Below are 15070 nucleotides of genomic sequence, written 5' to 3'. Positions count from 1 at the left end.
ACCCTGCACGGCCCCAAGGAGCACCCATGCCGCAGCACGATCTTTCCCTGGTGGACGACATCCGCGCCGCCTCGCGCCAGATGGTGCGCGAGCTGGGCTTCATGCAGGCCACGCTGGCGGCCACGGACTATCCGCCCTCGGCCGTGCACGCCATCCTGGAGATCGGCGCGCAGGGGTCCATGGCGGCCTCGCAGCTGGCCCAGGCGCTGGGGCTGGAGAAATCCAGCGTCAGCCGCATGGTGCGCAAGCTGGTGGAGGCCGGCGAGCTGAAGGAAACCGCCGATGGCGAGGACGGCCGCGTCAAGCGGCTGGCCCTCACCGCCAAGGGCCGGCGCACGCTGGCCGCCATCGAGGCCTTCGGGCGCCAGCAGGTGACGGCCGCGCTGGACCGCATGCAGCCGCCGCAACAACAGGCGGTCTCGCGCGGCCTGGCCCTCTACGCCCAGGCACTGCAGGCGCATCGGCAGGCGGAGCCCCTGCCCGCACCCGCGCAGATACAGGTCCTGCCCGGATACCGGCCCGGCTGCATCGGCCGCATCGTGGAAATGCATGCGCGCTTCTATGCACGCCACGCAGGTTTCGGCGTCTTCTTCGAAAGCCGCGTGGCCAGCGGCCTGGCCGAGTTCGCTAGCCGGCTGGACAAGCCCTGCAACCAGCTGTGGACAGCGCTGGACGGCGACCGCGTCGTGGGCTCCGTGGCCATCGATGGCGAAGACCTGGCCAAGCACCCCGAGGACCGCCAGGCGCACCTGCGCTGGTTCATCCTGGACGACGGCCTGCGCGGCGCCGGCACGGGGCGCCAGCTGCTGCAGCAGGCCCTGGCGTTCTGCGACCAGCAGGCCTTCGAGGCCACCCAGCTGTGGACGTTCAGCGGCCTGGATGCGGCACGCCGGCTCTACGAATCGTCAGGCTTCACCCTGGCAGAGGAATGGCCGGGCCAGCAATGGGGCGAGACCGTGACCGAGCAGCGCTTCGTGCGGGCTCGGCCCTGATGCTGCCCTGGGGCCGCACTGATGCCTCACTGATGCCGCACTGCGGCCTTCAGCGCCCGCCCGCGCGCGAAGCCACCACGCCGGCGCCGCGCACCTCCACCTGCACGCTGTCCAGCACCTGCCCCTTGGCATCGACCAGCTCCAGCCGGTGGCGGCCGGGCCAGGGCATCCAGGCGGCGGCAGCCCCCCGGCCGATCTCCTTGGGCGGCGGCTCGGCCGCGCCGGGCGCGGCAGCACTGACCATGCGCCAGCGCAGGCTGGCGTCCTGCCATTCCTGCGTGGCGGCCGTGCCTGCCGGGCGAGCCGACAGCTGCACGCGCTGGCGGTCTGGCGGAATGTCGGGGTCCAGCGCGAGGATGGTGCCGTTGGCCGGGCGCGCAATGCGCACGCGCGAGGCGGCCGAAGTCCCGCGTGTTGATGCGGATGCGGCAGGCAGGCCGCTGCCCGCCATGGCGAACAGGCTCTGCTGCGTGCCCGCCACGAACCATTCGCTGCGCGCGCTCTCCAGCGGCAGGCCCGAGGCATCGGGACCGAAACGCACAGCCTGCTGCAGCACGCCCGCCGGCGCCTTGGGCGCGCGGCTGGGCGTGTGGGCGTGCAGGAAGCCCATCACGGCGGCCCAGACAGGTGCCGCGCCGCTGGTGCCGCTGACCGAGTGCATGGCCTCGCCGCGCGCATTGCCCACCCACACGCCCACGGTGTAGCGCTGCGACCAGCCCACGGCCCAGTTGTCGCGCATGTCCTTGCTGGTGCCGGTCTTGACGGCCGTCCAGAAGCGCGTGGCCAGCACGCTGTCGGTGCCGAAGGTGGGCGCGCGCGCCATGGGATCGGACAGGATGTCGCCCACGATGAAGGCCGCGCGTGCATCGATGGCCTGCACGGGCGCAGCCGGCTTTTGCGCTGCGGACCCCGCGCCCGTGGGCTGCGCCGCCCAGCGCACGGGCGTCAGCTGCCCGCCGTTGGCCAGGGCGCGGTAGGCGTTGGTGAGCTGCAGCAGCGGCACCTCGGCACTGCCCAGCGCCAGGCTGAAGCCGTGGTAGCCGCCGCTTTCGCGCAGCGGCAGGCCCAGGCGCTGCAGTTGCGAGAAGAAGGCATCGGGCGTGACCATGACCAGGGTGCGCACGGCCGGCACGTTGAGCGACGACGCCAGCGCCGTGCGCGCCGAGACCCAGCCCTTGAAGCGCCGGTCGTAGTTCTGCGGGATGTAGAGCCCGTTCTGCGTGGGAATGTGGGCCGATGAATCCTCGATCAGCGAGGCCGCCGTCAGCCGCCGCTCGGCAATGGCCTGGGCATAGAGAAAGGGCTTGAGCGTGGAGCCGGGCTGGCGCATGGCCGTGACGCCATCCACCTCGGCCGCCTGGCTCAATTCGCCCGACGATCCCACCCAGGCCAGCACCTCGCCCGTGGCGTTGTCCAGCACGACGATGGCGCCGTCCTCCACGTTGCGGCCCTGCAGCTCACGCAGTTGCTGCTGCAGGCTTTGCACGGCAAAGCGCTGCACGGGCGCGCTCAGCGTGGAGCGCACGCGGGCCTGGCCTTTGGACTGCGGCTCGGCCAGCAGGCGGCGCGCCAGATGCGGGGCCTGGCCTTCGCTGGCCGCCCATTGCCGGCGCAGCAGCACGCTGGCGGTGAGCAGTTCCATGGCAGTGCAGTCGCGCGCCGCCGCATCCTCGGGCGCCAGCGACTGCAGCACGCCGCAGGCGCGCCGGCCCACGCGCTCGGGCGAGGCGTTGGGCGCGCGCACCAGGGCGGCGGCAATGGCGGCCTCACGTGCGTCCAGCCCGTGCGCGGCCTTGCCGAACAGGGTGCGCGACAGCGCATCGATGCCCACGATCTCGCCCCGGAAGGGCACCAGGTTCAGGTAGGCCTCCAGGATCTGGTCCTTGCGCCAGCGCCGGTCCAGCACCTGGGCAGAGACGGTCTGACCCAGTTTCTGCACCACGCTGCGCCCGCCCGGGCCCTGGCGCCAGTCGCCGTCCAGCAGGCCCGCCAACTGCATGGTGATGGTGCTGGCGCCGCGCGTGCGCTGGTTCCAGAGGTTGCCCCAGGCGGCGGCGGACACGGCCGCCCAGTCCACGCCGCCGTGCTCGTAGAAGCGCTTGTCCTCGCTGAGCACCAGGGCCGTGCGCAGCGCGGGAGAGATGTCGGCCAGGGCCACCCAGTCGCCACGGCGCACGCTGGCGTCGGTGCGCTGGCGCTGCAGCACCTCGCCCTCGCGCGAGAGCAGTTCGGTCTCGGAGGAGCGGTGGCCTTCGCGGACTTCGGAAAAGCTGGGCAGCGCCTGGGCGGCACCGGCCGCCGCGAACAGCAGCGCGGCCGCCAGGGCCGCGCGGGGAAGACGCATGAAGGGAGAAGGTCGCCGGGATTCGATCATGGAGCCGGCATTGTCCGCCTTTGCACCAGCGGCTCAGGAAGAATGGCGTATGCCCTTCTTGAGCTTGAAGGACAGCAGCACCATGAGCACGCCGAAGACCACCGCATACGTGGCCAGCACCCAGAGCATGGCCATCATGCCCGCGCCCGGCTGGGCCAGCACGAAGGCGCCGAACAGCACGGACAGCACGCCGCCCAGGATCAGCAGCCACTCGCCCGTGATCTCCTTGCGCAGCCGCACGGCCGCCACGATCTGCAGCAGGCCCGTGACCAGGGCCCAGGCGCCGATGTACAGCGTCATGACCAGGGCCGTGACGCCGGGCGCGACCACCGTTAGCACGCCCACCACCACGCCGGCCAGACCCCACAGCAGCAGCACCCACCAATGGCGCATCTGGTCGCGCCCCTGGATGGCCGAATACACGCCCAGCAGGCCATCGACGAAGGTGAAGGCACCGAAGGTCAGCACCAGCGCCGCCAGCGATACCGCCGGCTGCGCCCAGGTCAGCACGCCGAAGGCGATGGCGACCAGGCCGCGCAGCAGCAGCACCCACCAGGTGCGGTGAAGAATCGTGGACAGCGGATTGGGGCTCATGGATGCTCCTTCAAAACAGTCCCCATGACCTTGGAGCAGGCCTGCGGCACTGTCTGTAGGCCAAGGCCGGCTTGGCGGCGGTCCCTGACCTGGATCAATCCAGCTGCAGCAGCACGGGCTGGTGGTCGGAGAGCCTTGTGTCGCTGTCCACGGCCCAGCCGCGCACATGGCCGCGCAGGCTGTCGCTGACCCAGGCGAAATCGCAGGCGCCGGGCTCGGGGCCCCACTGGCGGTCGAACAACCGGAAGGTGGGCGGCTGGGGCTGGTCCGGGTGCAGCACGCTCCAGCTGTTGTGCCACTGGCCAGCGCTCAGGGCGCCCTGCTCGCCGGCCGCCCAGGGGGCGGACAGGCCGGCGTATTCATCCTCGTGCGGCTCGAAGTTGAAGTCGCCGCAGAGCACGGCATGCGGCGTGTGCGGCTTGGTCTGCTGGGGCGAGCCGTCGCTGGCGGGCTGGGGCGGCGCCTCGGCCTGGCCCAGGGCCTCGATCTGCAGGGAACGCAGCGCCAGCGCCTGGGCCATGCGTTGGCGGCGCGAGAAATATTCGAGGTGGGTGCTCATCACCCGCACGGGGCCCAGCGCGACATCCATCACCGTGGCCGCCGTGCAGCAGCGCGGCATGCTGCGCACGCCGCCGTCGTGCGGATACGGCAGGCGGTGGTGGGCCAATTGCAGCACCGGCAGGCGCGTGGCCACCAGGTTGCCGAAGCGCTGCCGGCCCACGGCCGTGAACTCGTCCACGGCCGCGCCGAAGAAGACCTTCCAGCCTTCGGGCAGGGCCTGGCGGATCTGCGCCACCTGGTCGCCGGGCGCGCCCTGCAGGCCGGGGTAGTGGATGGCGATTTCCTGCAGGCACAGCACGTCGATATCGGCCATGGACAGCGCATGCGCCACGATGCGCTGCGGGTCCATGCGGCCGTCCAGGCCCAGGCACCATTGGGTGTTCCAGGTGAGGATCTGCATCATGCGGGCAGCGGCTCGCGCAGCTGGAACAGGTTGCCTTCGGGGTCCATGGCGTTGCAGACGCGAAAGCCCGGACCCTGCCAGGACTGCTCCCACAGCTGGCCGCCATGGGCGATGACCAGGGGACGAACGGCCGCGAAGCTGGCCACGGTGGCAAAGAATTTGAGGGCCACGTTCTCGCGCGGCTGGGGTGGCTCGGTGATGGTGATGTGCCGCGCAATCGCCTCGGGAATGGCGTGCAGCACCAGTTGCAGGTCCGGCGACTGCAGCACCATGAGCTCGCGGGTGTGGTGCAGCATGCGCATGGCCAGCACCTCCATGTAGAACAGCGCCAGCCGGTCAGGCTGCTTGGCGTAGATGAACAGACCTGCGGATGCGGGACCGGACATGGTGGACCTCGGGGTGAAAGGCTGGGACAAGGAACTTTAGCACCGCCCTCACTTGATCCCCGCACGCATGAAGCTCTGCACGAACTGGCGCTGGAACAGCACGAAGGCCACCAGCAGCGGGCCCGAGCTCATCAGCGTGGCGGCCGTGATGGTGGCCCATTCCACGCCCGACTCCACGCTGGAGAACACCTGCAGCCCCACGGTGAGCGGGCGCGCCTGCACGCTGTTGGTGATGATCAGCGGCCACAGGAAGTTGTTCCAGTGAAAGCTCACCGACACCAGCGCAAACGCCAGGTACACGGGCCGCGCCAGCGGCACGTAGACGCGCCACAGGATCTGCAGGGTGCTGGCGCCCTCCACCCGCGCGGCCTCGTCCAGTTCCCGGGGAATGCCCAGGAAGGTCTGGCGCAGCAGGAAGATGGCAAAGGCCGATGCGAAGTACGGCAGGCCGATGCCCAGCAGCGTATCGACGGCGCCCAGGCGCGACAGGGTCTGGTAGTTCGCCACCAGCAGGATGTCCGGCATGATCATCAGCTGCACCAGCACCAGGGCAAAGGCCAGGCCCTGGCCGCGAAAGCGGTAGCGCGCAAAGGCATAGGCGGCCAGCGTGCCCAGCACCAGCTGGGCCGCCAAAATCATGACCACCAGCACGGCCGTGTTCAGGAAATAGCGCGCAAAGGGCGCGGCCTGCCAGGCACGGCGAAAGTTCTCCAGCGTCCAGGGCGCGGCCAGGTCGAAGCGTGCCGAGTATTCGGGCGGATGGAAGGCCGTCCAGAACGCATAGGCCAGCGGCAGTATCCACAGCAGGGCCAGCAGCCAGGCGGCCAGCGTGTCCAGCCAGGTGGCGCCGTACAGCGCGGGCGGCGCATGGCGCGGGGCAATGGGTGCGGCGCTCATTGGTAGTGCACCTTTTTGTCGAGCACGAAGAACTGCAGCAGCGCCACGGCCGCCAGCACCACGACCAGCACCACGGTGATGGCCGCCGCATAGCCCGTGTCCCAGAACTTGAAGCCCACCTCGTACAGGTGGTAGAGCAGCAGCGTGGAGGCGTTGTCCGGCCCGCCGCGTGTGAGGATGAAGAGATGGTCCACCAGGCGAAAGGCATTGATCACCGCGTTGACCAGCACGAACAGCGTGGTCGGCATCAGCAGCGGCCACTGCACGCGGCGCAGGAAGTACCAGCGCGAGGCCCCCTCGATGGCCGCAGCTTCCCTGAGGCTGGGATTGAGCGTCTGCAGCGCGGCCAGGTAGAAGATCATGAAAAAGCCCGCCTCCTTCCACACCGCCACCACGGTCACGCAGGCCAGCGCCGTGGACGGGTCGCCCAGCCAGTTGTGCGCGGGAAGGCCCACTGCGCCTCGCAGTTGCTCCAGCAGCCCGTACTGCGGCGTGTAGAAGAACAGCCAGATGTTGGCCACGGCAATCATGGGCAACACCGTGGGCGTGAAGTACGCCATGCGCACGAAGGCGCGGCCGGCCAGCCTCTCGTTGACCCACAGCGCCATGGCCAGCGCCAGCGCTATGGACAGCGGAATCGTGGCCGCCGCAAACCACAGGTTGTTGCGCACGGCCTGCCAGAACACCGGGTCGTCCAACATCACGGCGTAGTTCTCCAGCCCCACCCACGGCCCCGGCTGGCCGCCGCGCGGCGTGGCACGCAGGCTGTCGATCAGCGTGGCCACGGCCGGCCAGTGCGTGAAGGCCACCAGCAGCACCAGCGCCGGCAGCAGCATCAGCCAGGCATGGACGGCCTGGCGGCCGCTCGCAAAAGAGGAGGAAGCGTGGCTCATGCGGTCAACGGCGCGAGGCCATCACTTGTAGCGGCGCAGGATGCGGTCGGCCTCCCTTTGCGCATCCTGCAGGGCCTGGGCCGAGGTCTTGCTGCCGTTGAGGGCGGCCTGCACGGCGTCGTTGAGCACCTTGGTCACGCGCTGGTTCTCATGCGTGGAGAACTCGGCCACCGACACGGGCAGCTGGTCGCGCGCCACCAGGGCCTGCGGGAAGTCCTGGCCGTACTTCTTGAGCGCGGGCGTGTCATAGGCGGCGGGCGAGACGGCCACGTAGCCGCTGTCCATGCTCCACTGCGCGGCCAGCGGGGGCTGGGTGACCCACTTCATGAACTGGAAGGCCGCCTCCTGCTGCTCCCGGGGCGCCTTCTTGAACAGGTAGAAGTTGCCCCCGCCCGTGGGCGAGCCCTTGCGCACGTTGCCTGCGATCTGGCCCACGCCGAAGTCGAATTTGGCATTGGCACGGATATTGGTCAGGTTGCCCGTGGTGGTGACGATGATGGCGGCCTTCCTTTCCATGAAGTCCTTGGGCGTCGTGCCCCACTCCACCACGCCGGCAGGGTGCACGCCTTCCTTGACCAGGCCCACCCAGAAGTCCAGCGCCTCCACTACCTTGGGGCTGTCCAGCGTGACCTGGGTGCCTGCCTCGTTGGCCAGCAGCACGTCATTGGGCGTGGTCAGCGTCTGCAGCATCCAGTAGGCAAAGCCGGTGGACGGGATCTGTATGCCGTACTGCACGACCTTGCCGCTGGCGTCCTTCTTCGTTAGCCTGTGGGCGGCTTCCTTGAGCTCCTTCCAGTTCTGCGGCGCCTTGTTCGGGTCCAGGCCGGCTTCCTTGAAGGCTTCCTTGTTGTAGTACATGACCACGGTGGAACGCTGGAAGGGCACGCCCCAGGTCTTGCCGCCCGTCTGGCTGTTGGCCATGAAGGCCGGGTAGAAGCCCTTGAGCCAGGCCCGGTCGGCATCGGTCTTCACGAAGTCGTCGATGGGGGCGATGGCGTCCTCGTCGATCAGCGTGAACATGTCGGTGGACAGCAGCACCGAGGTGGCCGGCGGCTTGCCCGACTTGTGGGCCGTCAGCGCCTTGACGATGGTCTCCTGGTAGGTGCCCGCATAGACGGGCGTGATCCGGTACTGCGGATGGGCCTTGTTGAACTCGGCCGCATAGCCGTCGATCACCTTGGTGATGGGGCCACCCACGGCCACGGGAAAGTAGAACGGCACTTCCAGCGGCGTCTGTGCGCTGGCGGTGTGCAGCAGGCCCGTGGCGGCCAGGGCGGCAGCGGCTGCGAGGGTTTTGAGGAAGGCATGGCGTTGCATGGCGGACTCTCCTGGAAGGTGCTTCGGGTGCGAAAGCCGGAATGGCTGAAACGGTGGAACTGCGGAGGAAGATAGGAGCGGTGCCACGGCCTCAGGCCGCGCAGCGCCGCCCCTGTTCGTCAAAGAAATGCGTGGCCTCGCGCGCCCAGCGCAGGCCCACGAGCTGGCCCGGCTGCAGGCCGCCGAGCTGGCTGCCAGCGGTGCGCACCATCAGTTGTTCGCTGCCCACGCGGCAGCGCAGCACCAGGTCGGCGCCCAGGTATTCGAGGCTTTCGATGTCGGCAGCCACCACGGGGCCGCTGCCGACATCGCCATGGAGCGACAGGCGCATGTCCTCGGGCCTGACGCCCAGCCAGCGCGCCTGGCCCGGCTGCTGCAGGCCGGCGGGCGCGGCGCTGGCATGGCTGCCCGCGATGTGCAGACCGTCGAGGCGCGCGATGTTCATGGCCGGCGTGCCGATGAAGCGCGCGGCAAAGGTGGTGGCGGGCCGGCTGTAGATCTCCTGGGGCGCGGCGCACTGCTCCACGCGCCCCTGGCTGAGCAGCACCACCTGGTCGGCCATGCCCATGGCCTCGGCCTGGTCGTGCGTGACATAGACCACGGTCAGGCCCAGCCGCCGCTGCAGCTCGCGCAGCTCGGTGCGCATTTCCTGGCGCAACTGGGCGTCGAGGTTGGACAGCGGCTCATCCATCAGGCAGACGCGGGCGCGGGCCACCAGGGCACGGCCCAGCGCCACGCGCTGCTGCTGGCCGCCCGACAGCTGGCCGGGCCGGCGCGCCAGCAGCGCGTCCAGGCCCAGCAGCGCGGCGGCCTCGTCGATGCGCCGGCGCGCCTCGGCCGCCGGGACCTTGCGCACGGACAGGCCGAAGCCGATGTTCTGCGCCACCGTCAGGTGCGGGAACAGCGCGTAGTTCTGGAACACCATGGCAATGCCGCGCCGAGCGGGCGGCAGGTGGGTGACGTCCTGGCCATCGATGCGCACGCGGCCCGAGGTGGCGCTTTCCAGGCCCGCGAGGATGCGCAGCGTGGTGGACTTGCCGCAGCCCGAGGGACCGAGCAGCACGCAAAAGGATCCGGGTTCAATGCGCAGATCCAGCGCCTGCAGCGCCGTGGTGCCGCCCCAGGACTTGGCGACACCTTCCATCTCGATCAAGGACATCACGCCAGTCTAGGAAGGCTGTGTGACAGGCCCGTGTCGCGCCACCGGCCTGGCGGCTCAGGCAGCTCAGGCAGCAGGGTGCTGTCTGTGCCAGTCCGTGGCCTGCTGGAACGCCCAGCCCGCGCGCACCAGCAGGTCTTCGCGGAAGTCGGGGGCCACGAACTGGAAGGCCACGGGCGCGCCCTCAGAAGTGCGTCCGCCGGGCAGCGTGATCGTGGGGCTGCCCGTGAGGTCGAACGGGCAGGTGTAGCGCAGCATGCCCGAGAACAGCTCGGCATCGGAGCCGAAATGCGCCATGCGTTGCAGCGTGGGGGCCGCAAAGGCCGTGGCGGGGACCAGCAGCAGATCCACCTGCGCGAAGAGTGCACGCACCCGGCCCGTGAAGTCCGCGCGGCGCAGCAGCAGCCGCTGGTAGTCGGTGGCGGACAGGCCCAGCCCCAGGTCGATCAACCCGGCGAGCCCGGGGCCATAGGCCTCGCGCCGTGCAGGGAACGTGGCGCCGTGCGCCACGGCGGTCTCCACCGCGCACAGCGCCGGCCAGTCCTCCACCGCCTGGGTGGCATCGGGAAAGCGGACCTCCTGCACGCTGGCCCCCAGGCGCTGCGCCACCGCCAGGGCCTGCTCCACCGCCTGGCGGGAGGGGGCATCCACGCCGTCCAGTGCCCATTGCCGGTCCATGCCCAGGCGCAGGCCGGAGAATCCGCGCGTCATCATGGCCAGATAGTCGGGCACGCTGCACTGGCTGGCCGTAGGGTCCAGCGGGTCCGCCCCGGCGATGGCCGCGAGCATGGCTGCGGCATCGGCAGCACTGCGCGCCATCGGGCCTATGTGGTCCAGGGACGCGGCCAGTTCGAAGGCGCCGTGGCGGCTCACCCTGCCCCAGGTGGGCTTGAGCCCCGTGATGCCGTTGGCGGCCGATGGAAAGCGGATGGAGCCCCCGGTGTCCGTGCCCAGCGATCCGAAGCACAGCCCCGCCGCCGTGGCCACGCCCGAGCCGCTGGACGAGGCCCCGGGCCATAGCTGGGCGCTCCAGGGGTTGACGGGGGCAGTGATCTCGGGATGGTGGTCGGCGAAGGCGCCTTCGGTCTGCTGCAGCTTGCCCAGGATGACGGCGCCGGCCTCGCGCAGCCTGCGCACCACGGTGGCATCTTCCGTGGGGCGATGGTCGCGGTGCAGCGTCATTCCATGCGTGGTGGGGACGCCCCGGGTCCACAGCAGGTCCTTGAGCGCCAGCGGCACGCCGTGCAGCGCACCGCGGCGGCGGCCCTGCGCGATCTCGGCGTCGGCGCGGCGGGCGTCCTCCATCGCCTGCTGCGCCATCACCGTCACGTAGCTGTGCAGCCGCGCGTCCACGGCCTCGATGCGCGCCAGCATGTGGCGGGTCACCTCTTCCGACGAAATGCGGCGGGACTGGATCTCGCGCCCCACCTCCAGCAGTTCGAGATGGTGCAGTTCGCTGTCGTTCATGGCATGTCTCCCGGCGCCCGGCTCCGGGGCGCCACCGTTGTTGCACTGGAAAAGCCGCACGGGACGCACGGCAGGCCCATGCTAGGGAGCCGGCGGCGCCGACGCTTGTTCGTGAGGGTCAGCGACCTTGCTCAGGCGGCCAGCAGGCTGCGGGGCGTGCAGCCGAACGCCTTGCGAAAGGCTCGGCTGAAGTGCGCCGCATCGGAGAACCCATGCGCGAAGGCCGCCTCGGTCACGCTGGAGCAGCGCCCCTGCATCAGGGCCTGGCGGCTGGCCTGCAACCGCAGCTGCCATACCAGGCCCATGGGCGTCTGGTTGTGCCGCGCAAAGGCCCGCGTCACGGTACGGGGCGAGACGTTGTGCTGCTGCGCCAGCCATTGCAGCGACAGCTCGGGCGAGCCCAGGTTGTCCTGGATGAACGCCTGGATGCGGCCATGCAGGTCCCTTTCCGCGCGGGGCTGCACGGCCATTTCCTGCATCTCCAGCGCCAGGGCCAGCACGTCGAGCAGCGCCATGCCAAAGCGCTGCGCCAAGGCATCACCGTGCGGCGCAGGCGGCATGGCCATGGCCTCGCCGAGCATGGCCCGCAGCGGCGCCACGGCCGGGGCATGGCCATGCAGCGCCCGTCCCGCGTGCAAGGGTGCACGGGCAAAGCGATTCAACAATTCGCTGCGCGGAATGCGCATCAGCAGGATATCGCGGGGCGCCACCGAGAATTCGAAGGGCTGCGCAGCGTCATAAAGCACCAGATTGCCCGCACTCAGCCGGGCCACTTGCCCGCCCTGGCGCACCTCGGCCTGGCCCTGGAGCAGATAGCCCAGCCACAGCTCGTCGCGGGCATGCAGGCGCAGGTGGGCTGCGTTGCGCACCCAGCGGTGGCTGGGCGCCGACATGGCACTGATCTCCAGCAGTCCCAGGGACCGCACGGACAGCGTGGCCCCGAAGCCGCCGGGACCTGCACCATCCCCCTGCGCGCGGTGGCTGTCGGCCGGGATGCAGTGGCGGCAGACCACCTCGTGCCAGTAGTCGAAACGATGGCGTGGCTCCTGCGAATGGGTAGAGTATTCGAGCTGCATGGCAGCGCCCAGTATCCGCAGGCTGCCGCCGGCTGGCACCCCGGTGTTTACCCAAAGGCCCGGGGTGCCGCGACGGCGGCGCTGCCAAGCACGGCTCAGCTGTGGCCCGGCGCCCGGTTCAGCAGATGCGTGCGCTGGTCGGCGCTCAGCGACAGGTAGCGCTCGTAGTGGCGCAGGATGTCGGCGATGACTTCCTCGCTGCGCAGGTACTGGATGTCGTGGCCCAGGCGTCCGTCCTCGAAGAACGTGATGGGCTCGTAGACATGGCGGCGCTCCTGCTCGTTGGCCGCCTCGCTCACCAGGAAGGTGGGCACCGTGCGGCGCGTGGCGCGCACGCCGTAGACGAAGTCGCGCAGCGAGGGATCGGGCACGGTCAGGCGCACGGCGCCCTCGCCGTCCAGGTCCTCGGTGACCACCGCCTCGACGCCGCGCTTGTGCATTTCGGCTGCCACCTCGTTCATGGCGGGCAGCACCACGCCGGCCAGGAACCTGCGCACATCGGCGCGCGAGGGCTGGTGCACGATCTGCTCCAGGCGCTTGCGCCAGTGCTGGCCGCTCCAGAAGCTGGTGGCCGGAGCCAGGTCGGGCGAGAAGTGCGCGCGGTCGGCCAGCAGGCCGCGCCACAGCCCGTAGCACAGCGCCAGCATGATGACGGCCACCGGCAGGGCCGCCACCAGGGTCATGGCCTGCAGCGCCTTGAGGCCGCCGGCCAGCATCAGCACCATGGCCGTCGCGCCCAGCACGGCAGCCCAGAACAGCCGCTGCCAGACCGGCGAACGCGCATGGCCGCGCGATGCGATGTTGTCCACCACGAAGGCCCCGGAGTCCGCCGAGGTGACGAAGAACACCGCGATGAGCACGATGGTGAGCCAGGCCACGGGCTTGAACCAGGGCAGGTACTCGAAGAAGCGGAACAGCAGCGCATCCACGTTCGAGGCCGTCTGCCCCAACGCGCCCATGGCCACGTGGGTGTCTATCCAGATGGCGCTGTTGCCGAAGGCCGTCATCCACAGCAGGTTGAAGGCCGTGGGCACCAGCAGCACGCCGGTCACGAACTGGCGGATGGTGCGCCCGCGCGAGATGCGCGCGATGAACATGCCCACGAAGGGCGACCAGGAGATCCACCAGGCCCAGTAGAGGATGGTCCAGCCGCCGAACCAGCCTTCCTGGCTGGGCGGCTCGTAGGCAAAGGTGCGGAACGACAGCTGCACCAGGCCAGACACGTAGTTGCCGATGTTCTCGCTCAGCGCCTCGAACAGGAAGACCGTGGGCCCGGCGACGATGACGAAGGCCAGCAGGATGAAGGCCAGCATGAGGTTGAACTCGCTCAGGCGCCGCACCCCTTTGTCCAGGCCCGAGACGGCCGACAGCCCGGCCAGGCAGACCACGATGACGATGACCGCGATGCGGAAAGCCGCCGCAGAGGTGTCCCAGCCCGTGAGGGTGTGCAGGCCGGCGGCCAGCTGCAGCGCGCCGTAGCCCAGCGTGGTGGCGATACCCGCGATGGTGCCCACCAGCGCGAAGGCATCCACGCTGTGGCCGATGGGGCCGTTGATGCGCTTGCCCAGCAGCGGGTACAGGCCCGAGCGCATGGTCAGCGGCAGGTTGTAGCGAAAGCCGAAGTAGGCCAGCACCAGGCCCATGGTCCCGTAGACGGCCCAGGCATGGAAGCCCCAGTGGAAGAAGGTGGACTGCAGGGCCTCGCGCGCGGCGGCCGGCGTGGAAGGCACGGCCGTGGGCGGCTTGAGGAAATGCTGCAGCGGCTCGCCCACGCCGAAGTACATCAGGCCGATGCCCATGCCGGCGGCGAACAGCATGGCGGTCCAGGAGATGAAGCTGAACTCGGGCTCCGCATCATCGGGACCCAGGCGGATATCACCGAAACGGCTGGACGCGACGAAGATCAGAAAGACCAGGAACAGCGTGACCGAGACGGCATAGAACCAGTCCATGTGCCCCACCACCCAGGCCTGGGCGCTGGAGAACAGCCGGTCGGCGCTGTCGGGCATGAAGCCGCAGTACAGCAGCAGCAGGCCCAGCACCAGCAGGGAAGGAATGACGACGGGGCCCGAGAACGTGATGCGCGGTGCAGGCTCTGCAGGCGATGGCGTGGCCGCCTGCGGCGCATCCGGTGGCGGAGCCGCCGGTGGCGCCGTGCGGGGATCGGTGTTCATGTCTGGCATAGACCCTCTCTCTCTTGTGATCAATGGTGTGCCCGGGAACCGATTCGCAATGGTGGCGGCCTTGCCCTTGTGGGGCGGGCCGCGTTCCCTGCTCGGGGTATGTCCGCCGGGCAAAGGCCGCAAGTATCGTGACTCTTCGCGTCTGCCCGCGTCGGACGCAGGCCCTGAAGGCTTCCGTTTTGCTGACGTGATGCCTTCAGGCCAGGTCAGCCGGCCAGCCTGGCCACCACGGCCGGGGCGATGACGCGGTGGGCCGGCGCCACGCCCAGCATGTAGATACGGCCCAAGGCATTGTGCACATGGACCACGGTGGACATGGCGGCGGTGAAGGTGGCGGACGGCGTGCCCTCGGGGCCGGGCAGCCGCATGAGGGAGACCTGCACGTCCAGGTGCCTGTCGCTGTCGCCCAGCACCACTTCGCTGTCGCTCAGGGCATGGACACGGAAGATGCCGGCGCGGTCGCCCACGCGGTAGCTCGATGGCTGGCGCTGCGCATCGACGCCGCTGAGCGTGCCCAGGTCCTTGATGCCGAAGGGCGCCACCACGCGGTTGCGCAGGCGCATCAGAAAGTCGATCCAGCCCGGCGTGCGGCCCACGCAGCGCAGGTACAGCGCCATGGGGCTGCTGCCGTCGTCCGGCAATTGCAGCTGGTAGCTGTCGTGGAAATAGGCGGTCTTGAGGCGGTCCTGCAGGGCGCTGCCCGCGGGAACCGGGGAGAGGATGACTTGTGCCATGGAGCGGAGGGTGATGAAAAAAGGGGGCGGTCCT

At 69.7% G+C, this 15070-nt stretch carries 13 protein-coding genes; 1 reads left to right on the top strand and 12 read right to left on the bottom strand.

Going from position 1 to position 15070, the window contains the following annotated elements; all coding sequences use genetic code 11:
* Nucleotides 1-26: 26 nt before the first annotated feature.
* Entirely contained in the window at nucleotides 27-992 is a 966-nt protein-coding gene (locus G4D77_RS23400; protein ID WP_154833674.1) for a bifunctional helix-turn-helix transcriptional regulator/GNAT family N-acetyltransferase, read from the top strand.
* A 49-nt stretch (nucleotides 993-1041) separates the two neighbouring features.
* Here the strand turns inward: G4D77_RS23400 and pbpC are convergent, their stop codons facing one another.
* The 12 genes from pbpC to G4D77_RS23340 all read right to left on the bottom strand — a co-directional run bounded on the left by pbpC (nucleotide 1042) and on the right by G4D77_RS23340 (nucleotide 15036).
* Nucleotides 1042-3366: a penicillin-binding protein 1C gene (gene pbpC, locus G4D77_RS23395; RefSeq protein WP_154833673.1), complete on the bottom strand. Its 2325-nt coding sequence runs from the start codon at nucleotides 3364-3366 to the stop codon at nucleotides 1042-1044.
* A gap of 33 nt (nucleotides 3367-3399) precedes the next feature.
* Nucleotides 3400-3960 (bottom strand): HdeD family acid-resistance protein, encoded by a 561-nt coding sequence (locus G4D77_RS23390; protein ID WP_012207099.1) that lies wholly within the window; start codon nucleotides 3958-3960, stop codon nucleotides 3400-3402.
* Between the two features lie 94 nt (nucleotides 3961-4054).
* A complete protein-coding gene (locus G4D77_RS23385) occupies nucleotides 4055-4924 on the bottom strand; it encodes an endonuclease/exonuclease/phosphatase family protein (protein WP_154833672.1) in 870 nt (289 codons plus the stop codon).
* Nucleotides 4921-5310 carry a VOC family protein gene (locus tag G4D77_RS23380; RefSeq protein WP_154833671.1) on the bottom strand — a complete coding sequence of 130 codons (390 nt, stop codon included), beginning with the start codon at nucleotides 5308-5310 and terminating at the stop codon, nucleotides 4921-4923. Before G4D77_RS23380 ends, G4D77_RS23385 begins: the two co-directional genes overlap by 4 nt.
* Before the next feature lie 48 nt (nucleotides 5311-5358).
* The gene (locus G4D77_RS23375; RefSeq protein ID WP_012207102.1) at nucleotides 5359-6207 is read right to left on the bottom strand and encodes a carbohydrate ABC transporter permease; all 849 of its coding nucleotides are present in this window, start codon (nucleotides 6205-6207) and stop codon (nucleotides 5359-5361) included.
* Nucleotides 6204-7100, bottom strand: coding sequence for a carbohydrate ABC transporter permease (locus G4D77_RS23370; protein ID WP_154833670.1), 897 nt, complete (start codon nucleotides 7098-7100; stop codon nucleotides 6204-6206). Before G4D77_RS23370 ends, G4D77_RS23375 begins: the two co-directional genes overlap by 4 nt.
* Before the next feature lie 21 nt (nucleotides 7101-7121).
* Complete coding sequence (locus G4D77_RS23365; RefSeq protein ID WP_154833669.1) at nucleotides 7122-8417, bottom strand: ABC transporter substrate-binding protein; 1296 nt, start codon at nucleotides 8415-8417, stop codon at nucleotides 7122-7124.
* Between the two features lie 91 nt (nucleotides 8418-8508).
* Nucleotides 8509-9576, bottom strand: coding sequence for an ABC transporter ATP-binding protein (locus tag G4D77_RS23360; RefSeq protein ID WP_154833668.1), 1068 nt, complete (start codon nucleotides 9574-9576; stop codon nucleotides 8509-8511).
* A 66-nt stretch (nucleotides 9577-9642) separates the two neighbouring features.
* Nucleotides 9643-11043, bottom strand: coding sequence for an amidase (locus tag G4D77_RS23355; protein WP_154833667.1), 1401 nt, complete (start codon nucleotides 11041-11043; stop codon nucleotides 9643-9645).
* Between the two features lie 131 nt (nucleotides 11044-11174).
* The gene (locus G4D77_RS23350; RefSeq protein WP_016445818.1) at nucleotides 11175-12119 is read right to left on the bottom strand and encodes a helix-turn-helix domain-containing protein; all 945 of its coding nucleotides are present in this window, start codon (nucleotides 12117-12119) and stop codon (nucleotides 11175-11177) included.
* Between the two features lie 95 nt (nucleotides 12120-12214).
* Nucleotides 12215-14302, bottom strand: a complete 2088-nt coding sequence (locus G4D77_RS23345; RefSeq protein ID WP_026062436.1) for a BCCT family transporter — start codon at nucleotides 14300-14302, stop codon at nucleotides 12215-12217.
* 206 nt (nucleotides 14303-14508) lie between these two features.
* Nucleotides 14509-15036, bottom strand: coding sequence for a DUF2867 domain-containing protein (locus G4D77_RS23340; protein WP_154833666.1), 528 nt, complete (start codon nucleotides 15034-15036; stop codon nucleotides 14509-14511).
* Nucleotides 15037-15070 lie beyond the last annotated feature (34 nt).

Source organism: Delftia sp. WY8, from assembly GCF_018437695.1.
Lineage (GTDB): Bacteria > Pseudomonadota > Gammaproteobacteria > Burkholderiales > Burkholderiaceae_C > Comamonas > Comamonas tsuruhatensis.
This window is presented reverse-complemented; position numbering and strand designations above follow the sequence as displayed.

Bases quoted from the DNA above. Each gene is read 5' to 3' on its own strand.
- G4D77_RS23400 (WP_154833674.1), top strand. From the start codon at position 27: ATGCCGCAGCACGATCTTTCCCTGGTGGACGACATCCGCGCCGCCTCG.
- pbpC (WP_154833673.1), bottom strand. From the start codon at position 3,366: ATGATCGAATCCCGGCGACCTTCTCCCTTCATGCGTCTTCCCCGCGCG.
- G4D77_RS23390 (WP_012207099.1), bottom strand. From the start codon at position 3,960: ATGAGCCCCAATCCGCTGTCCACGATTCTTCACCGCACCTGGTGGGTG.
- G4D77_RS23385 (WP_154833672.1), bottom strand. From the start codon at position 4,924: ATGATGCAGATCCTCACCTGGAACACCCAATGGTGCCTGGGCCTGGAC.
- G4D77_RS23380 (WP_154833671.1), bottom strand. From the start codon at position 5,310: ATGTCCGGTCCCGCATCCGCAGGTCTGTTCATCTACGCCAAGCAGCCT.
- G4D77_RS23375 (WP_012207102.1), bottom strand. From the start codon at position 6,207: ATGAGCGCCGCACCCATTGCCCCGCGCCATGCGCCGCCCGCGCTGTAC.
- G4D77_RS23370 (WP_154833670.1), bottom strand. From the start codon at position 7,100: ATGAGCCACGCTTCCTCCTCTTTTGCGAGCGGCCGCCAGGCCGTCCAT.
- G4D77_RS23365 (WP_154833669.1), bottom strand. From the start codon at position 8,417: ATGCAACGCCATGCCTTCCTCAAAACCCTCGCAGCCGCTGCCGCCCTG.
- G4D77_RS23360 (WP_154833668.1), bottom strand. From the start codon at position 9,576: ATGTCCTTGATCGAGATGGAAGGTGTCGCCAAGTCCTGGGGCGGCACC.
- G4D77_RS23355 (WP_154833667.1), bottom strand. From the start codon at position 11,043: ATGAACGACAGCGAACTGCACCATCTCGAACTGCTGGAGGTGGGGCGC.
- G4D77_RS23350 (WP_016445818.1), bottom strand. From the start codon at position 12,119: ATGCAGCTCGAATACTCTACCCATTCGCAGGAGCCACGCCATCGTTTC.
- G4D77_RS23345 (WP_026062436.1), bottom strand. From the start codon at position 14,302: ATGCCAGACATGAACACCGATCCCCGCACGGCGCCACCGGCGGCTCCG.
- G4D77_RS23340 (WP_154833666.1), bottom strand. From the start codon at position 15,036: ATGGCACAAGTCATCCTCTCCCCGGTTCCCGCGGGCAGCGCCCTGCAG.